The organism is Ruegeria sp. BHSB056, from assembly GCF_059613305.1.
The window spans coordinates 1-16,118 of sequence record NZ_JBXWSG010000039.1 but is presented as its reverse complement, the minus strand read 5'-3'; the positions used below and the strand labels follow the sequence as shown (position 1 = coordinate 16,118).

Annotated in this window: 18 protein-coding genes; 9 read left to right on the top strand and 9 right to left on the bottom strand. The window is 59.2% G+C overall.

Annotation, left to right across the window (positions count from 1 at the left end):
- Positions 1-20 precede the first annotated feature (20 nt).
- The 4 genes from fliP to fliF are packed head-to-tail and all read right to left on the bottom strand — an operon-like array spanning position 21 to position 3,211.
- Positions 21-752 (bottom strand): flagellar type III secretion system pore protein FliP, encoded by a 732-nt coding sequence (gene fliP / locus AC2FND_RS11335; protein ID WP_496769787.1) that lies wholly within the window; start codon positions 750-752, stop codon positions 21-23.
- Positions 752-1,039, bottom strand: a complete 288-nt coding sequence (locus AC2FND_RS11330; RefSeq protein ID WP_209598452.1) for a FliM/FliN family flagellar motor switch protein — start codon at positions 1,037-1,039, stop codon at positions 752-754. Before AC2FND_RS11330 ends, fliP begins: the two co-directional genes overlap by 1 nt.
- A complete protein-coding gene (locus AC2FND_RS11325) occupies positions 1,032-1,628 on the bottom strand; it encodes a FliH/SctL family protein (protein ID WP_496769785.1) in 597 nt (198 codons plus the stop codon). The genes AC2FND_RS11330 and AC2FND_RS11325 overlap by 8 nt, the downstream gene beginning before the upstream one ends.
- A complete protein-coding gene (gene fliF / locus AC2FND_RS11320) occupies positions 1,628-3,211 on the bottom strand; it encodes a flagellar basal-body MS-ring/collar protein FliF (protein ID WP_496769783.1) in 1,584 nt (527 codons plus the stop codon). Before fliF ends, AC2FND_RS11325 begins: the two co-directional genes overlap by 1 nt.
- A gap of 118 nt (positions 3,212-3,329) precedes the next feature.
- Here fliF and AC2FND_RS11315 point away from each other — a divergent pair, with 118 nt between their 5' ends.
- Genes AC2FND_RS11315 through AC2FND_RS11295 form a run of 5 tightly spaced genes read left to right on the top strand, consistent with a single transcriptional unit; the run spans position 3,330 to position 7,961 of the window.
- Positions 3,330-3,827 (top strand): flagellar basal body-associated FliL family protein, encoded by a 498-nt coding sequence (locus tag AC2FND_RS11315; RefSeq protein WP_480487036.1) that lies wholly within the window; start codon positions 3,330-3,332, stop codon positions 3,825-3,827.
- A 9-nt stretch (positions 3,828-3,836) separates the two neighbouring features.
- Entirely contained in the window at positions 3,837-4,319 is a 483-nt protein-coding gene (locus AC2FND_RS11310; RefSeq protein ID WP_496769780.1) for a DUF6468 domain-containing protein, read from the top strand.
- Entirely contained in the window at positions 4,316-4,900 is a 585-nt protein-coding gene (locus AC2FND_RS11305; RefSeq protein ID WP_480493978.1) for a MotE family protein, read from the top strand. The genes AC2FND_RS11310 and AC2FND_RS11305 overlap by 4 nt, the downstream gene beginning before the upstream one ends.
- A gap of 47 nt (positions 4,901-4,947) precedes the next feature.
- Positions 4,948-5,817, top strand: coding sequence for a flagellar motor stator protein MotA (gene motA, locus AC2FND_RS11300; RefSeq protein ID WP_209505140.1), 870 nt, complete (start codon positions 4,948-4,950; stop codon positions 5,815-5,817).
- Entirely contained in the window at positions 5,814-7,961 is a 2,148-nt protein-coding gene (locus AC2FND_RS11295) for a hypothetical protein (protein ID WP_496769778.1), read from the top strand. Before motA ends, AC2FND_RS11295 begins: the two co-directional genes overlap by 4 nt.
- 58 nt (positions 7,962-8,019) lie before the next feature.
- Here the strand turns inward: AC2FND_RS11295 and AC2FND_RS11290 are convergent, their stop codons facing one another.
- Both AC2FND_RS11290 and betB read right to left on the bottom strand, forming a co-directional pair.
- Positions 8,020-9,387 (bottom strand): MmgE/PrpD family protein, encoded by a 1,368-nt coding sequence (locus AC2FND_RS11290; RefSeq protein ID WP_496769776.1) that lies wholly within the window; start codon positions 9,385-9,387, stop codon positions 8,020-8,022.
- 118 nt (positions 9,388-9,505) lie between these two features.
- Positions 9,506-10,960 carry a betaine-aldehyde dehydrogenase gene (betB, locus tag AC2FND_RS11285; RefSeq protein WP_496769774.1) on the bottom strand — a complete coding sequence of 485 codons (1,455 nt, stop codon included), beginning with the start codon at positions 10,958-10,960 and terminating at the stop codon, positions 9,506-9,508.
- Between the two features lie 187 nt (positions 10,961-11,147).
- Here betB and AC2FND_RS11280 point away from each other — a divergent pair, with 187 nt between their 5' ends.
- Positions 11,148-11,477 (top strand): hypothetical protein, encoded by a 330-nt coding sequence (locus AC2FND_RS11280; protein WP_496769772.1) that lies wholly within the window; start codon positions 11,148-11,150, stop codon positions 11,475-11,477.
- A gap of 3 nt (positions 11,478-11,480) precedes the next feature.
- On the opposite strand, the gene AC2FND_RS11275 is transcribed toward AC2FND_RS11280, so the two are convergent.
- Entirely contained in the window at positions 11,481-11,993 is a 513-nt protein-coding gene (locus AC2FND_RS11275) for a potassium channel family protein (protein ID WP_496769770.1), read from the bottom strand.
- A gap of 65 nt (positions 11,994-12,058) precedes the next feature.
- The gene (trhO, locus tag AC2FND_RS11270) at positions 12,059-12,964 is read right to left on the bottom strand and encodes an oxygen-dependent tRNA uridine(34) hydroxylase TrhO (RefSeq protein WP_209505146.1); all 906 of its coding nucleotides are present in this window, start codon (positions 12,962-12,964) and stop codon (positions 12,059-12,061) included.
- A gap of 97 nt (positions 12,965-13,061) precedes the next feature.
- On the opposite strand from trhO, the gene pncA reads away from it, so the two are divergent.
- Positions 13,062-13,655, top strand: a complete 594-nt coding sequence (gene pncA, locus AC2FND_RS11265; RefSeq protein ID WP_496769767.1) for a bifunctional nicotinamidase/pyrazinamidase — start codon at positions 13,062-13,064, stop codon at positions 13,653-13,655.
- On the opposite strand, the gene AC2FND_RS11260 is transcribed toward pncA, so the two are convergent.
- Complete coding sequence (locus AC2FND_RS11260; RefSeq protein ID WP_209505148.1) at positions 13,652-14,185, bottom strand: hypothetical protein; 534 nt, start codon at positions 14,183-14,185, stop codon at positions 13,652-13,654. The genes pncA and AC2FND_RS11260 overlap by 4 nt on opposite strands.
- A gap of 164 nt (positions 14,186-14,349) precedes the next feature.
- Between AC2FND_RS11260 and pncB the strand changes: the two genes are divergently transcribed.
- Positions 14,350-15,642: a nicotinate phosphoribosyltransferase gene (pncB, locus tag AC2FND_RS11255; protein WP_209598465.1), complete on the top strand. Its 1,293-nt coding sequence runs from the start codon at positions 14,350-14,352 to the stop codon at positions 15,640-15,642.
- A gap of 87 nt (positions 15,643-15,729) precedes the next feature.
- A partial coding sequence (locus AC2FND_RS11250) for a hypothetical protein (RefSeq protein WP_496769765.1) occupies positions 15,730-16,118 on the top strand: 389 nt, incomplete at its 3' end.

Below are 16,118 nucleotides of genomic sequence, written 5' to 3'. Positions count from 1 at the left end.
GAGAGTCCCCTTGGGCAAATCTAGGGCATGTAGCTGCGCACCAGCGCGCCTGCGATCAAAGCCCACCCGTCAGCGATCACGAAAAACGCCAGCTTGAACGGCAGTGACACTATGGCAGGTGGCACCATCATCATGCCCATCGACATCAATACCGCCGCAACCACAAGATCGATGATCAGAAAGGGCAGGAAGATCAGGAACCCGATCTGAAAGGCACGCGCGATCTCGGACAGCATGAAAGAGGACATCAACACCGATAAGGGGGCCTGGGCAGACAGCTTGATCGCGTCACCGCCGGGGCGCAGAGCCGCCATTGCGTAAAACGTATCGGAATCCAGCCGGTTGGCCATGAAGACGCGAAACGGCTCTAACGCGCGTTCCAGCGCGGGCTCAACCGCCATGGTTTCTTCCATCATCGGGCGTATGCCCGCGGTCCAGGCCTCGGTGAACACCGGGTCCATGATGAAATAGGTCAGAAACAGCGCAAGACTGACCAAAAGCATATTCGGCGGTGATTGCTGCAGGCCAACGCCCTGCCGCAGGATCGACAGCACGGTGATCAGAAACGGGAAACAGGTGATCATGATCGCCAGACCCGGAGCAACGCTGAGCACCGTGATCAACAGGATCAACTGGATGGTGCGGGCCGAGATCGAACCGCCTTCGCCCAGCGACAGGGTCACATCCTGAGCCGCCGCCATTGACGGCAAGGTCACCACCACAGCCAGACCCAGCCAGATCACATAGCGCATCAGCCGATTCCGTTTTGCAGATCTGCAATCTCGGTCAGGCGCACGGCCAGTTGCCCCGCCTGATCGCCATCCATCTCCTCAAGCACCCCGCGTGCCACCAGCTGATCCCCGACATACAGGTCGACCGGGTCCTCGATCCGCTTGTCCAGGGTCAGCACCGCGTTCTCACCCATGTTCAGCAAATCCCGGATCAACGGGCGGGCGCGGCCAACCGAAACGGTCACTTCAATCGGAACCGTTTCGAAAGGATTGGGTTTTTCGGTTTTCGGGAACTGGGTGTCATTCATTGGACAAAGCCTTTCTTGCCTCAAAGACGTATGCGTCAAATGCCTGTGCAATGGTCGACAGCAGGGCCGCGCAATCAATCTCGCGCCGGCTTGTGCCGACCTGTAATCGCGCCTGTCCAGGTGCCAGGCCAAGGTCTTCGATGACACGCGGTGCGGAGTGCAGGGTCTGCGGCAGCAGGGATTGCACGGCTTGCGCGCACCCTTCCGGCACCATGACCTGCATCGGTTGTTCGATTTCGACGCGCGCCATCTCGCAAAGTTGTTCGACGATCCGGGCGGCCAGCCCGCGTTCGACCATGTCAGGCAATACGGTCTGAACCAGGCTTTCGAACATCGGTTCCAAAGACAATGTCATCCGGGTAAGCGCCTCGTGACAGGTGAAGGACATATCCTCGAGCGATCCCGCCAGTTCGGCCGAAACACGGTCGCGGTTCTGTTCCTGCGCCTGCGCGGCATCCTCCCAACCGGCACCGTACCCGCTTTCGAACGCGGCAAGGCGTTGTTCTTCCAGCGTTTCCTCGTCCAGATACAGAACGGCTCCGGCGTTGGTCCGGATGGTGAAATCCTCAAGCAGATGAGCGATGGACATCACACGCGCTCCTCACCTTCTTCAAGCCAGCTGCGAAGGATCTCGACCGTTTCTTCCTGCTTGTCGCCAATCATTGCGCGCAACCGATCAACCGGATCCCCGGTGGCACTGATCCCAAGCGCGGGAACGGTCCCTTGTTGGGGCAGCGGCGTGAACTCTGCCGATCCATCCGCTGCAATTTCACCGGTCAGGGCCGACGGGGCTGGTGCCCCTCCCTCCGCGGCTGGCAAAAGCGCCGGGACCATTGCGGGTTTCATCAGGATTGGACGGATCACGAACAACGCCAGCACCAGCGACACCAGCGCCAGCGCTGCCATCTGGATCAGTGACATGGCGTCCAGATGGATGTTTTGCCAAATCGAAGAGGAAACCAGCGTGCCTTGCGGCGCGACCGTCGGTAAATCCAGTGATTTCAGCGTGATGACGTCCCCACGCGCGGCGTCAAATCCCACAGCCGAGGCCACCAGCTCCTCAAGTGCGTCGAGTTCCGTCTGTGGCAGCGGCGTGAAGGATTCAGCGCCCGCGGCATCCACCGCCCGCGTTCCGTTAACCAGAACGGCAACCGTCAGGCGTTTGATCGCACCGGGGGCGGTGTGCACCTCCAGCTCGGTTTCGGAAACCTCGTAATTCACCCGCTCGCGTGTCTGGGTCCCGGTCGAATTCGATTCCTCCCCCCCCGCGCCATCGCCGTCGGGCAGGTTTGAGGCCACCGTGACATCAGCTGACTGATTGCGCACGCTGTCAGAGCGTTCCTCGACATCTGTGCTGATCGCCACTCTGCTTTTGGGGTCAAAGCGCCGCTCACGCAGGGATTCCGTCCTGGTTTCGGTATCGACGCTGACCTCGACAACGGCATTCCCCGTACCGACACGCGCTTCGACCAGACGCAGAACCCGTTCCCGCAGCTGCCGCGCCTTGTCATCTGCCGTGTCAGCGGCCACGGCGGTGTCCTGCCCGCCAATCACGGACCCGTTCGAATCGATCACAGTCACGCTTTCAGGCGACAGACCACTAACGGCCGAGGCGACAAGAAACCGGATGGCCTTGGCCTGATCACCGGTGATATCGCCCCCCGAGGGCACCAGATAAACCGAAGCCGTCGGTGCGACGCTGCGCTGAAACGGATTGGCAGAGCCATTGGCGATATGAACGCGGGCCTGGCTGACATGCGGGCTGCCCACGATCGTGCGCGCCAGTTCCCCCTCTTTCGCGCGCCAGTAGGCGGCATCAAACATCTGGGAAGTGGTGCCGAAGCCGTTCAGCGAATCCAGTAATTCATAGCCCTTGTTGCCATTGGCCGGCAGACCTTCGCTGGCCAAAGTCATCCGCAGCTCGTCCCGCTGTGCGCCAGAGACGTAAATTGATCCGCCCCGAATCTCGTAGGTCACGCCACGCTGATCCAGCGCGCGCACGATATCCCCGGCGGCACCGCTTTCCAGACCCGCGTAAAGCAAGGTCATCGACGGCGCTGTCGCAAGGCGCGACATTCCGAGGATCCCGAGAAACACCAGCACAACCGCACCGGCAACGACGATTTGTTTACGCCTGTCCAAACTTGCCCAGACAGTTCCGATCTGCTGCACGCTCACCTCCGACTCGCCGACATTCTGCCCGGCGCATCCTCTGTTTGGACGATTGCCCTTAACAATCGGTTAGTCCCTGCGAGGTTATGACAGGACAGATCACAGGAATGAGGACGTCATGACCGACGCAACGGCTGAACAGGCGGAAACCCCGGAAAAGAAGGGGAAAAAAGGAATGATCGTCGGGGTGATTCTGGCCATCGCCGGTGCCGCCGGTGGGTATTTCCTGACCTCGTCCGGGCTGCTGCCGCTGGGGAACAAGGCCGAGAAGGCGGAAAGCCATGACTTGGAAAAGGAAGAACCGGCCAAGGCATTGGCGGATGTTGCCTTTCTCGATTTGCCGCCGGTGATCGTTTCGGTGAATTCCGGCGGCGCGCGGCATCTGAAGTTTCACGCACAGCTTGAGGTTAACGCCCCGTACATGACTGACGTGGAAAAAATGCGACCGCGAATCATGGATGTCCTGAACGGGTATCTGCGGGCCGTCGAATTAATGGATCTTGAGGATTCACTGGCGTTGATGCGCATCCGGGGCCACCTGCTACGCCGCATCGAGATTGTCGTTGGCGAAGGTCGCGTGCGCGACGTGCTGGTGATGGAATTTGTTCTGAACTAGGAGGCGAAATTGGAGCTGATTGCGGATATTTTGCTGGTCGCCGGCGCCATGGGTGCGGGTCTGTATTGTTTCGTGCTGTCGCGCCGTCTCAAGCGTTTTGCCGATCTTGAAAAGGGCGTCGGCGGCGCGGTGGCGGTGCTGTCGACCCAGGCGGAAGAGCTGCGGAGATCACTGGATGATGCGCGCAATGCCTCTGATCAGTCGGGCGATCAGCTTAGGGCGCTGACGGCGCGCGCCGAAACGGTGGCACAGCGGCTGGAACTCATGATGGCGTCAATGCACGACGTCGTGCCCGAAAAAGACGCTGATCCCCAACCCGAGGCAGAGGTTTCAGAGACAAGTACCATCACCGAAGTTCCGGAGAGCGTGAAGCACGAAGGCAAACCCGAGCCGCAGGCCAGCGAAGCCGCTGCGCCCCAAGAACAGGCACGCGCACCTGAGGGGCTGATGTTCTTCCGGCATGACCGCAAGCAAGGCGAGGCGCAGGCATGAGCCGCCCGCGGATCAACACTCCCAACGCGCGGCCCCGCGGAGGGGTGCTTGCCGTGATCTCATTGCTGATGATCGGCTCGGCCGCTATCCGCATCGGACTGGAAGCCGGACCCGCCTTTGCCAAACCAGCCAAACCTGAGGCGGAACACGATGAACCCGCCCCGTCCGACACCCGTGACATGCGGGTTCTGCTGACTGAACTTCTGCGCCGGGAAGAACGTGTCAAACAAAAGGAAGACATGCTGCGCGAGCGGGAAAACGCTCTGGAAATCGCGGGTCAGGCTATCGAGATGCGCATGGCCGCGCTTGAGGAGGCCGAGGAGTCGTTGCGCACCACTCTGGCGCTGGCAGACAGGGCGGCGGAAAACGACCTGACGCGCCTGACCGATGTCTATCAGAACATGAAGCCGAAGGATGCAGCAGCGCTGTTCGAAACCATGGACCCAACCTTTGCCGCCGGGTTTCTGTCACGCATGTCACCGGATGCGGCAGCTGGGGTTCTGGCGGGGCTCAGTCCCGAAGCGGCCTATACGATCAGCGTTGTCATGGCGGGCCGAAACGCCTCGGCCCCGCAGGAATAGCCGCCCGTTTTCGCCGCGGTTGCAACACACATAGCCGGAGATCTCAGATGATTGGAATTGTTGGAATTGTCGTCATTTTCGTGATGGTCTTCGGCGGCTATCTGGCCGCTGGCGGCAAGATGACCATCATTCTGAAATCGCTTCCGTTTGAAATGATGATGATCGGTGGTGCCGCGGTTGGTGCCTTTTTGATCAGCAACGACATCGGTGGCGTGAAACACACGATCAAGGACATGGGGAAGGTCTTTAAAGGCCCGAAATGGAAGCCCGAAGATTACCGCGACTTGCTGTGCCTGCTGTTTTCGCTCATCCGCATTGCCCGCGCCAATCCGGTAGAGGTGGAACAGCATATCGAAGACCCCGGCAGCTCTGACCTGTTTTCGTCCTACCCCAGAATTCAAGCCGACAAGGAAGCGGTTGATCTGATTTGCGACACGATGCGATCGGCAGCAATGAATTACGACGATCCGCATCAGGTCGAAGAGGTTTTGGAAAAGCGGATGGAAGCGAATTTCCACCATGCCCTGCATTCGAGCCACGCCTTGCAAACCGTGGCCGACGGCCTGCCCGCGCTTGGAATTGTCGCCGCCGTTCTGGGGGTAATCAAGACAATGGGGTCCATTGATCAGCCACCGGAAGTACTGGGCAAACTGATCGGCGGTGCCCTTGTGGGTACCTTTCTGGGTGTCTTTCTGGCCTACGGTCTGGTTGGTCCCTTTGCGGCCAAGCTGAAATCCGTGGTCGAGGAAGACAACCACTTCTATCAGCTGATCAAGGAAGTTCTGGTTGCAAACCTGCACAATCACAATGCCGCCATGTGCATTGAGGTCGGACGCCAGAACACACCAACGCATAACCGCCCCGGTTTCTCCGAGCTTGAGGATGCGTTGAAAGAGCTTAAACGGGCCGCAGCATGAGGCAAATCGGGATACTGGTTGCAGCATTGATCACGCTTGCAACGGCCGCAACCTCTGAAGAGGTGACTGTGCGGTCCGGTGAACATGAGGGCTACACCCGGCTGGTTTTCACCGTTCCACCGGATACGGGCTGGGTTCTGAGCCAACGCAAGAACGGCGCCAAGCTGGCAATTGACCTGAAGGGTGTCACATTTCGGACGGGTTCGGTGTTCGGGCGGTTGACATCAGATCGGCTGGCCGCGCTGTCGCAGACGCAACCCGGTGGTGCACTTGAGCTGGAATTCGGGTGCGACTGCACGGCGTCGGCGTTCCTGTTTCGAAGCTCGATGATCGTTCTGGACATTGCGCCAGCAATAGCCCTGCCGCCCTTGCTTGCGGAAATCCCTCCGCTGACCCGAAAAAATCCGGCAGCGCCGAAACCTGCCCCCCCGGAACACAAGCTTCTTTCCCAGCTGGACCTTCCGCTTTTGACCGGGAAGACGCAAGGGATCAGGGATCAGTTGTCGACCCGTCTGGTGCAAGGGGCGGATCGTGAGCTGCTGGACCTGAATCTGGCACCTGTCGGACCGCGCCGTTCTGCCTCGTCCGAGGCCGTGACGCCGTTACCCGGATTGGCGTCGAACATCCGCGTGACCTCGGTTCTGGATGATCTGCAGGACATTCTGAACTCTGGTTTGCAGCAGATCGACAACAACCCGGTTTGTATCACGACGGCTGAACTGGGGTTCACGACATGGTCCGGGACGCGCCCGTTTCCAGAGCAGGTGTCTGCCCTGCGCACCGCCCTGTACAAAGAGTTCGACCGTCTTGACGCGGAAAGTGCGCTGAAACTGGCAAAGCTCTATGCCTATCACGGCTTTGGGGCCGAGGCGCTGAAGGTTTTGCAGTTATTGAACACCCCATCGGATGAGATTGGCCGTGTTGAAGGGATTGCACGGCTGGTGGATGAGCGGCCAGCACAGGTGCCAAATCCGTTCAGGGGCCAGCAACGGTGCAACAGCGACGTCGCACTTTGGGCCGTGCTATTTGAGGGAAAGCTGGCACCTGATGCACATCTTAAAGCCATCGAACACAGCTTTGCAAAGCTGCCTGAGCATCTTCGCCGCCACCTTGGCGCGCGGCTTTCGGACATCCTGACAGACGCGCAGGAACTGGAGGCCGCGCGCAGGATCATGCGTTCGGTCGACCGGGTTGAACAGAACCCGTCCCCGAACGCTACGCTGGCCCGGGCTGGTGTCGCCGAAGCTGAAGGCGACAGCGCCCTTGAAGAGGCGCTGCTGACCAAGGTCACGACCTCGGCCGGGGCCAAGAGCGAAGCGCCGGTGGCTTTGGCGCGGCTGGTGGAAAAGCGGTGGTTCGACCGCAAGACCGTGTCCTCCAAGGAACTTGAACTGGCCGCGTCTTACGCGATCGAATTCCGGCGATCCGATCTGGGCCCGATGATGAACCGCACCTATGCGATTGCTCTGGGTCTGAGCCAGGATTTCGACAGCGCATTCGATGTGATCCAATCTTTGCCAGACGGCCCGGACAGCAACAGCGCCATCAATCGTCACCTGCAATTGCTGGCGGAGCGATCCGACGACCTTACCTTTTTGCGTCAGGTTACGCTGGTGCAGCAGTCGGGTCGGACGGCGGCGCTATCCACGGATACCGCGATTGCACTGGCCGAACGCCTGGCCGTGCTTGGCTTTGCCGACCAGGCCGTTGCGCTGACAAACAGGCCTGAAGATCAGGCCCGGCGGTCAGAGCGTGCCCGTCTGCGCGCCCGCGCGGCCTTGCTGTCGGACCACCCGCAACAGGCCATGCTTGAGCTGGCCAATGATACCTCGGACGAGGCGCTCGTCCTGCGGGCGCAGGCTTTGGACAAGGTGCAGAACTATGCTGCGGTGGCCGAACTCATGCAGAGCCGCGGGCAACAGGACGAGGCGAACCGATACTTATGGCTAGCCGGGTTGCCGGGGGAAAGATCTGGACCCTCTGACGGAAAATACGCAATCCTCAACCAAACTGCGGAGGCCCTTTTGGCCCCGCCGGTTCGCGTGTCAGGCAAGCCGCTGGCGGATGCGGGAAGCCTACTGGAGGACAGTCAGGCAACGCGTCAGAGGATCGTCGAAATGCTGAACACGGTCAGGGGGGAGTAAGGTTTCCCAGCCGACCAGACCAGTTGCACGGATCGATGCAGGCGGGACGGGGCGCGGTTCACGGTTCTGGCGGATCAAAAATCAGCGGTGTCAGGTCTGCATACCGCGCGCTTTTGTCCGGCCAGCCAAGTATCACTTGACGGATGCGGTCGGCACGATCCTGTCCAAGCACGGGGGCCGCAAACTGCGTATACTTGGCGATGACATCGTCCCGCGTCATGGGGGCCTCGGGGCCGCCACGGGCATGTATGTCCCCGGATTTCAGAACGCGGCCATCCGTTGTCCTGATCGTGACGTCTGCCCAGCGCCCTTCGGGAAACCGGACGCTGTGGTGTTCGCTTTCCGCGACCGTGATACGGGACATCAGATTGGCGACCGCAGGATCAGACAGGCCAGACCCTGAGATATGTTCAACGCCGATGCGCCCGTAAACAGCCTGAACTGCCACGGCAAATGGCAGGGAATACTGCGCTTGCGAGGTTGTTTCGGGCAGCCCCGCAAAAAGACAGGCCGCCTGATGAAAGCTGTTGATATGCAACGCTTCGATCTGCGCGCTGGTCAGGTCATGCGCGATCATGACAGCGCGCACGCCATCAATCGCGGCATGGGCCCAGCGACAGATCGGATAGGGTTTTACGTATTGGTGTTCGACCTGCCAAAAGGTGCCCAGATCATCCCAGTAGGGTTTGGCCTCTTCCGCCTCGATGGTGATGGCGGGTGCACCGGTAAAGCCGTGTTCGGCCAGAACAGCGGCAGAAAGCCCCACCATCGCGCCCCAGCCCGACCCGTCATGCAGCATTGTCGGGTTGGCAATCTCGCGCATCATCTGACTGCGTGGACCGTGATATTCGGCGATCCCCATCGCCTGCCGCATCTGCTCGGCAGATAACCCGCGCAGGCGCGCCGCCATCGCAACCACGCCCAGCGCGTTCCAAGCACCGGAAGTGTGGTAGTCGCTGACACTTGCGTGCAGCGACAGGCCCGCGCGCCCGGCCACCTCGTACCCGGTAGCGACCGCTGCCAAAGCCTCGGGTCCGGTCAGATTCGGGCAATGTTCGGCCAGTGCGGCCAGCGCTGGCAACACGACCACCCCGATATGGCCCTTGGTGGGGTTATATCCGTCGTGACCGTCCAGATTGTCGGTTTGCGTGGCGGCAGCGTAAGCGGCACCCGCCATGCTGACGGTGCGGCCATCGAACAACATCCGTGCGCCATATGAAGGATCGGTACTGGCATAAAGCAACGCCGCCGTGTCCCGCGCGATCACGCCTGCCTGCATCGGGCCGGATGCGATCAGGATCCCCATCGTGTCGAGCATCATCAGCGCCGCAGCCTCTAGTGCGCTTTCAGGCATGTCCGAGGCCGCACGGGTCAGCGTGAAATCGGCAACCCTGGAAAATGTATTTGTCTGCGGGTTATGCGCCATGAGAGCTCTCCTGTCGGGCGGGGCCGGTACAGGAAAGTCAGCCACAGGTAAGGGCGGGCTTGTACTCTGTTCCCGACGCCAAATGTCGGGAACAGAGGAAACGAACGAAGAAGAGACCCTAGTAAGGGGCTTCGACGTCATTCATGGAAACGTAGACCGTTTTCATTTCCGAAAAATGGTTGATCGCCAGCTTCGAATTCTCGCGTCCGACACCCGACATTTTCGATCCGCCGAACGGGGCTTCGACCGGGGCAAGGTTATAGGTGTTGATATAACAGGTTCCGGCCTCGAACCCGGCCACAACACGGTGCGCGCGGGTCAGGTCATTGGTGAAGACGCCTGCGGCCAGACCAAATTCGGTGTCATTGGCACGGGCCATGACCTCGGATTCCGTGTCGAAATCCAGCACCGACATGACGGGGCCAAAGATTTCCTCGCGCGCGATGGTCATGTCATCGGTCACATCAGCAAAAACGGTCGGCTGCATGTAGAAACCGCCGCCTTCGATCCGGTTGCCGCCAAAGACCAGCCTTGCGCCCTCGGCCCTGGCTTTGTCGACGTAGCTCAGCGCGATGTTCAACTGGTTTTCGCTGACCATCGGACCAAAGCTGACGTCCTCGTCCATCGGATCGCCGATTTTGGCGTTGGCCAGACGTTCGGACAGGCGTTTCAGGAAGGCATCCTTGATCCCTTTTTGCACAAAGACGCGGGTGCCGTTGGAACAGACCTGGCCCGATGAATAGAAGTTGCCAAGGATCGCGCCGGACACCGCGTTTTCGATGTCGGCATCGTCAAAGACGATCATCGGAGATTTGCCGCCCAGTTCCATGGTCACGTGCTTCATACCGTCAGCTGCCGCGGCATAAACCTTGCGGCCTGTCGGCACCGATCCGGTCAGCGAGACCTTGGCCACACGCGGATCAGTGACCAGCGCGGCCCCTACGTCGCCATAGCCCTGAATCACGTTGTAGACACCTTTGGGTGCGCCGGCCTCGGCCAGAATCTCGGCCACTTTCAAAGCCGAAAGGGGCGTCGTTTCCGAGGGCTTGAAAACCATCGTGTTGCCGCAGGCCAGCGCCGGGGCACCTTTCCAGCAGGCAATCTGCGTGGGATAGTTCCACGCCCCGATGCCGACGCAAACGCCCAGCGCCTGACGGATGGTGTAGACGAAATCGCCACCGCCCAGCGGAATATGCTCGCCGGTCAGAGAGGCGGCCAACCCGCCGAAATACTCCAGCGCGTCCGCACCCGATGTGGCGTCTGCCACCGTGGTTTCCTGAATCGGTTTGCCGGTGTCATGGGTTTCCAGAACCGACAGGTCATAATTGCGGTCGCGCATGATGTCGGCCGCGCGGCGCAGAATGCGGCCGCGTTCCGTTCCAGTCAGTGCGGCCCAGGCTGCCTGAGCCGTTTTCGCGCTGTTCAGAGCCTTTTCCACAATCGCCGGTGTCGCCGAATGCAGGCGGGCAATCACCTCGCCGGTAGCGGGGCAGATCACGTCAATGGCCGCGCCATCGGTATCCTCGACATAGGCGCCGTCGATGAAATGGCTGGCCTTGGGCTGAAACTTCATACCGTGTCCTTTTCGCTCGACCCCGTCCGGACGGGGCATATGGTCGTTTGGAATCGGCCCTAAAGGTTATTGACTGGCCAGTCAATAAAATCATCCGAGCGGCAAGATAACGCCTGCCATCGCTCACAAACCTTGAAATTTTTGGTTAATGTTCTATATATGTTCTACATAGTCAGAGGACAAACCGATGACCCAGCACATGCGCCACGTGGCACTGAACGGGCCAAACAACGACTACCATCTGCTTCCGGTAACAGACCGGCAGATGCGATATGCGCGCGCCATTGCCGAGAAATCAGCGCTTGAGATTCCGGTCGAGGCGCAGCGCGACAGGCGGTTGTTGTCCGACTGGATTTCCGCCCACAAACCGCGCGACACCTCGCAGTTCGACAATTACCCGACGGGCAAGCAGGTGGCGTTCGCCGAACGGATCTCACGCAGCAAGCGCCGCCCGATCCCGTCCGAGTGTTTTCGGGACAAGAAAATGATGTCCTGCTGGATCGATCACAACAGATAACCCTTATTTAGGGTCTTCTGGTGCGTGATTGCGGGTATAAAGCGCAACCGCAGCCGCAACAAACATACCCAGCAGAATGTAACCGGTCACAGCCTCGGACACGGCAAGCCCGCGGCACAGGCCGGTCGGGGACATGTCGCCATAGCCGACCGTGGTGAAGGTGACATATGAAAAATACAGGACATCCCCTGGACCCTGCGCCCCGACCACACAATTATCGCTGTACCCAAAAGCTCCGTAAACGGCGGCAAACAGGAACGGGACGACCTGGATGAATGACACGCCCATCAGAAACAAAAGCCTGCGGGGCGATTTCACCTGCGTCATGTAGTACCAGGATTGCGACACCAGCCAGATCAGCAGGCCAATCGACGCGATTGTTCCGATCATGTCACCCGCAGCGGTTTCGTTAAGACGCGATAACCCGAACCAGGCAAGAAAACTTGTCAGAACCAGCCCCGATGCAGCAATCAGGGTCGATTTCCATTCTTCCAGAGTTGTGGGTTTGCGGTGCATGAACGCCCTCTCAGCCTAGTCTGAGGGTGATCATCCGATCTAAAGCAAGGGCCTGCAACCCGCTTTCAGTCCTGCCGCAAATGCGGCTCGCCCCGCTTGCGCGCAAGCACTATCTGTTTTTGCCGTTCACGAAAGCGCATCTTGTCGGCCTCGGAGGTCTCGTCGATGCATTGGTGACAGGACACGCCATGTTCGTATTCGGGGCGTTTCATATCCTCGGGCAGGATCGGACGACGGCAGCCATGGCACAGCTTGTGCGGCCCTTCTACAAGGCCGTGGCCAACCGAGACACGGTTGTCGAACACAAAGCATTCACCCTGCCACGAGCTGTCTTCGGATGGCATCTCTTCAAGATAGCGCAGGATGCCACCTTTGAGGTGATAGACATCCTCGACCCCCTGCCCCAACAGGTAATTGGTGGATTTCTCGCACCGGATACCGCCGGTGCAGAACATGGCAACGCGCTTGTTGTGAAAGCGATCTTTGTTCGCCTCCCACCAGGCCGGAAATTCGCGGAAACTGGCTGTTTCAGGGTCTATTGCGCCTTCAAACGTGCCGATCGCCACCTCGTAGTCATTGCGGGTGTCGATCACCACGACATCGTCCGAACGGATCAGATCGTTCCAGTCCTGCGGGTCGACATAGTTGCCGACACGGGCGCGCGGATCGACATCCGGCTGACCCATGGTCACGATCTCTTTCTTCAGCCGCACTTTCATCTTGCCGAAAGGCGGATGATCCGAGGTCGCCTCTTTCCACTCCAGGTCCGAGCAACCGGGCAAGGCACGGATATGTGCCAAAACCGCATCGATCCCGGCGCGTGGGCCTGCGATGGTGCCGTTGATGCCTTCCTGTGCCAGCAACAGCGTCCCGGTGACAGACTGCGCGCGGCACAGATCAAGCAAGGGTTCGCGCAGTGCGACGGGGTCCGGGAATCGGGTAAAGTGATAGAGGGCAGCGATCGTGTACATATGCGCGATCTACCCCCGCAAACCCGGAGTCGCAAGGGATTGCATTGACGCCCCGGCCCCGGCCCCCTACCGATAAGGCAGTTATACGGAGGCTGCCATGACCCATGCCCTGCTTGTCATCGATGTCCAGAACGATTTCTGCCCGGGCGGTGCCTTGGCGGTGGCCGGAGGAGACGAAATCGTCGCGCCCATCAATGCCATGATGGAGGAGTTCGACGCCGTGATTCTGACGCAGGACTGGCATCCGGCGGGGCATTCTTCCTTTGCCAGCTCGCACAAAGGCAAAAGCCCGTTCGAGTTGATCGACATGCCTTATGGCCCGCAGGTGCTGTGGCCGGACCATTGCGTTCAGGTCTCAAACGGTGCTGCGTTTCACCCAGAACTGCGCACCGATGGTGATTTGATCCTGCGCAAGGGGTTCCGCAGTGGCATCGACAGTTACTCTGCGTTTTTCGAAAATGACCATCAGACGCCAACAGGCCTGAAAGGCTATCTTGAGACCCGAGGTATCACCCGTTTGACACTGGTTGGATTGGCGACCGATTTCTGCGTTCACTATTCGGCTGTAGACGCTGCCCGGTTGGGATTCGATGTGACAGTCCGGATGGATGCCTGCCGCGCGATTGATATGGACGGATCACTGGCTGCCGCCGAGCAGGCCATGCGCGATGCCGGTGTTACGCTGGCCTAAGGTGTCGCCCCGGCAGCAGCCAGCAGTTTGATCGTCACAAACAAAACAACGGCCAGCCCAAACGCCAACCCGATACGCCCCGAAATAGAACGCCGACGTTCCGAAACGGGTTGCTGTTGCTGTGGAGGCGCTTTGCGCACCTGACGCGTACGCACGATACCGGCCATGGGCTGCGCCATCCGTATGTAATGCAGAAAGTCCCACAGGTTGAACTCGCCGCAATACTCCCCCTGAACGCCGCGCGATTTTATGTTCTCAAACAGAGAACGCAGAATCCTGACCCGGTCCACCTGATCTTCGGCCGGAAACACACCGGGCACGATGCCGCTGTTCCGCGACTCGAGGCTGAACCCGGCATCCAGGAAAATCTTGCGGATTTTCGGCGATGTTCCCCGTAGCGCATCTGCCGTTCTGATGTCGCGAAACACCGCACACACCTGGCGTTCCACATCAGAGTCTGACCCCAGCTTTTCCGGGTCAATTTCGTTCAGTGCTACATTAACAATATCAAAATCGTACTCGAGACCCATTCACAAACTCAGTTTCGTCTTTCCATCCCCTTCTCTCACTAACCGGCGAAAACAATGCACAATATGCCCGCATTGTGACGTCATGCTGGCATTGTAACCAAATCAGCGACTCTTGCCATTCCCGTTGTCGATTGATCTAACTACGGAAATCGCAGGAGTTCCCCATGGTCGACATCGCGACCCGTGTCTACAATCACAAATGGAAGATTGACCCGATTGTCCGGTCTTTAATCGACACAGACTTCTACAAACTGCTGATGTGCCAGTCAGTGTTTCGAAACAAGCCCCAAACAAACGTGGTGTTTTCCCTGATCAACCGGTCGAATCACGTGCCTTTGGCCCGTTTGATCGACGAAGGCGAGCTGCGGGAACAGCTGGATCATATCCGCACGCTTAGTCTCAGCCGAGGGGAAAGCACGTGGCTGCGGGGCAACATGTTCTATGGAAAACGCCAGATGTTCCGTTCCGATTTCATGGAATGGTTCGAGAATATGCGCCTGCCGCCCTACCACCTTGAACGCAAAGGCGATCAGTATGAGCTGACCTTTGAAGGCAAATGGCACGAGGTCATGTTGTGGGAAATTCCGGCGCTGGCGGTGCTGATGGAACTGCGCTCGCGTGCTGTACTGAACGACATGCGCCGGTTTGCGCTACAGGTGCTATATGCCCGCGCGATGACCCGCGTGTGGGAAAAGATCGAAAAGCTGAGCACGATCAACGGTCTGGGGATCGCCGATTTCGGCACACGACGACGGCATTCCTTCCTGTGGCAGGACTGGTGTGTGCAGGCGATGATCGAAGGGCTGGGCCCCGCGTTTACCGGAACCTCGAACTGTCTGATCGCGATGCGGCGTGAGGTTGAGGCCATCGGCACCAACGCGCATGAGCTGCCGATGGTCTATTCCGCGTTGGCGGATACAGATGAAGCGCTGGCGCAGGCCCCATATGACGTTCTCAGCGACTGGCATGACGAACATGACGGCAACCTGCGCATCATCTTGCCCGATACTTACGGTACCAAGGGGTTTCTGGACAACGCGCCCGACTGGCTAGCGGGCTGGACCGGTATTCGCATCGACAGCGGTGATCCGGCTGCTGCGGCCGAGGTGGCCATCGACTGGTGGAACGCACGCGGTGAAGACCCGACCCAGAAACGGATCATTTTCTCGGACGGGTTGGACGTGGACAAAATCCAGGAATTGCATGCGCAGTTTGCTGACCGCACCAAAGTATCCTTTGGCTGGGGTACCTTGCTGACCAACGATTTCCGCGGTCTGGTTCCAAATGACGCGCTGGCGCCGTTCTCATTGGTCTGCAAAGCCGTATCCGCCAATGGACGCCCGACGGTAAAGCTGTCGGACAACCCGGAAAAGGCGATGGGCCCGAAGGACCAGATCGAACGCTACAAGCGGGTTTTTGATGTCGGAACGCAAAAGGCGATCGAAGTGATCGTCTGAACCACGGCGGCGCATTCATCATTTGTCAGCAACTCACCTGATGTTAGTTTGGGTAGCATTCCCATTGAGCATTAAGGTTGAGTTGTAATGATTATTGAACCAAAGAACTTCTACGATACCGGCGGATCCCGGGATGAACTTTCACTTTTTTCCTACGCAGCATACCTGATATCCCGCGCGCAGTTTCTGCTAGCCGAAGGCGATGACAGCGACCTTTTCCTGTTGGGCCGCGGTTTGGAAGAAACCGACGATGCTGTTTTGTCCAAACAGCTTGTCATGCTCGGATTCCGACCAATTGACGACCGCCAAATGTCCGCCCGCGAATACATGCGTTTCTTTGATGGCCCCGGTGACCCACGGCCCGTTGACCTGCTTACTTCGCCAGAGCCTGAGGGGTATTACCAACATTTGTTCGAGGCGATCCGAGCAGCAGAAGAACAGCCGAACGCCGAACATATTGACGCTGCTTTGAAGAT

Excerpts from the sequence above, each read along its gene's own strand:
- fliP (WP_496769787.1), bottom strand. The coding sequence starts at position 752 with ATGCGCTATGTGATCTGGCTGGGTCTGGCTGTGGTGGTGACCTTGCCG.
- AC2FND_RS11330 (WP_209598452.1), bottom strand. The coding sequence starts at position 1,039 with ATGAATGACACCCAGTTCCCGAAAACCGAAAAACCCAATCCTTTCGAA.
- AC2FND_RS11325 (WP_496769785.1), bottom strand. The coding sequence starts at position 1,628 with ATGTCCATCGCTCATCTGCTTGAGGATTTCACCATCCGGACCAACGCC.
- AC2FND_RS11315 (WP_480487036.1), top strand. The coding sequence starts at position 3,330 with ATGACCGACGCAACGGCTGAACAGGCGGAAACCCCGGAAAAGAAGGGG.
- AC2FND_RS11305 (WP_480493978.1), top strand. The coding sequence starts at position 4,316 with ATGAGCCGCCCGCGGATCAACACTCCCAACGCGCGGCCCCGCGGAGGG.
- motA (WP_209505140.1), top strand. The coding sequence starts at position 4,948 with ATGATTGGAATTGTTGGAATTGTCGTCATTTTCGTGATGGTCTTCGGC.
- AC2FND_RS11295 (WP_496769778.1), top strand. The coding sequence starts at position 5,814 with ATGAGGCAAATCGGGATACTGGTTGCAGCATTGATCACGCTTGCAACG.
- AC2FND_RS11290 (WP_496769776.1), bottom strand. The coding sequence starts at position 9,387 with ATGGCGCATAACCCGCAGACAAATACATTTTCCAGGGTTGCCGATTTC.
- betB (WP_496769774.1), bottom strand. The coding sequence starts at position 10,960 with ATGAAGTTTCAGCCCAAGGCCAGCCATTTCATCGACGGCGCCTATGTC.
- AC2FND_RS11280 (WP_496769772.1), top strand. The coding sequence starts at position 11,148 with ATGACCCAGCACATGCGCCACGTGGCACTGAACGGGCCAAACAACGAC.
- AC2FND_RS11275 (WP_496769770.1), bottom strand. The coding sequence starts at position 11,993 with ATGCACCGCAAACCCACAACTCTGGAAGAATGGAAATCGACCCTGATT.
- trhO (WP_209505146.1), bottom strand. The coding sequence starts at position 12,964 with ATGTACACGATCGCTGCCCTCTATCACTTTACCCGATTCCCGGACCCC.
- pncA (WP_496769767.1), top strand. The coding sequence starts at position 13,062 with ATGACCCATGCCCTGCTTGTCATCGATGTCCAGAACGATTTCTGCCCG.
- AC2FND_RS11260 (WP_209505148.1), bottom strand. The coding sequence starts at position 14,185 with ATGGGTCTCGAGTACGATTTTGATATTGTTAATGTAGCACTGAACGAA.
- pncB (WP_209598465.1), top strand. The coding sequence starts at position 14,350 with ATGGTCGACATCGCGACCCGTGTCTACAATCACAAATGGAAGATTGAC.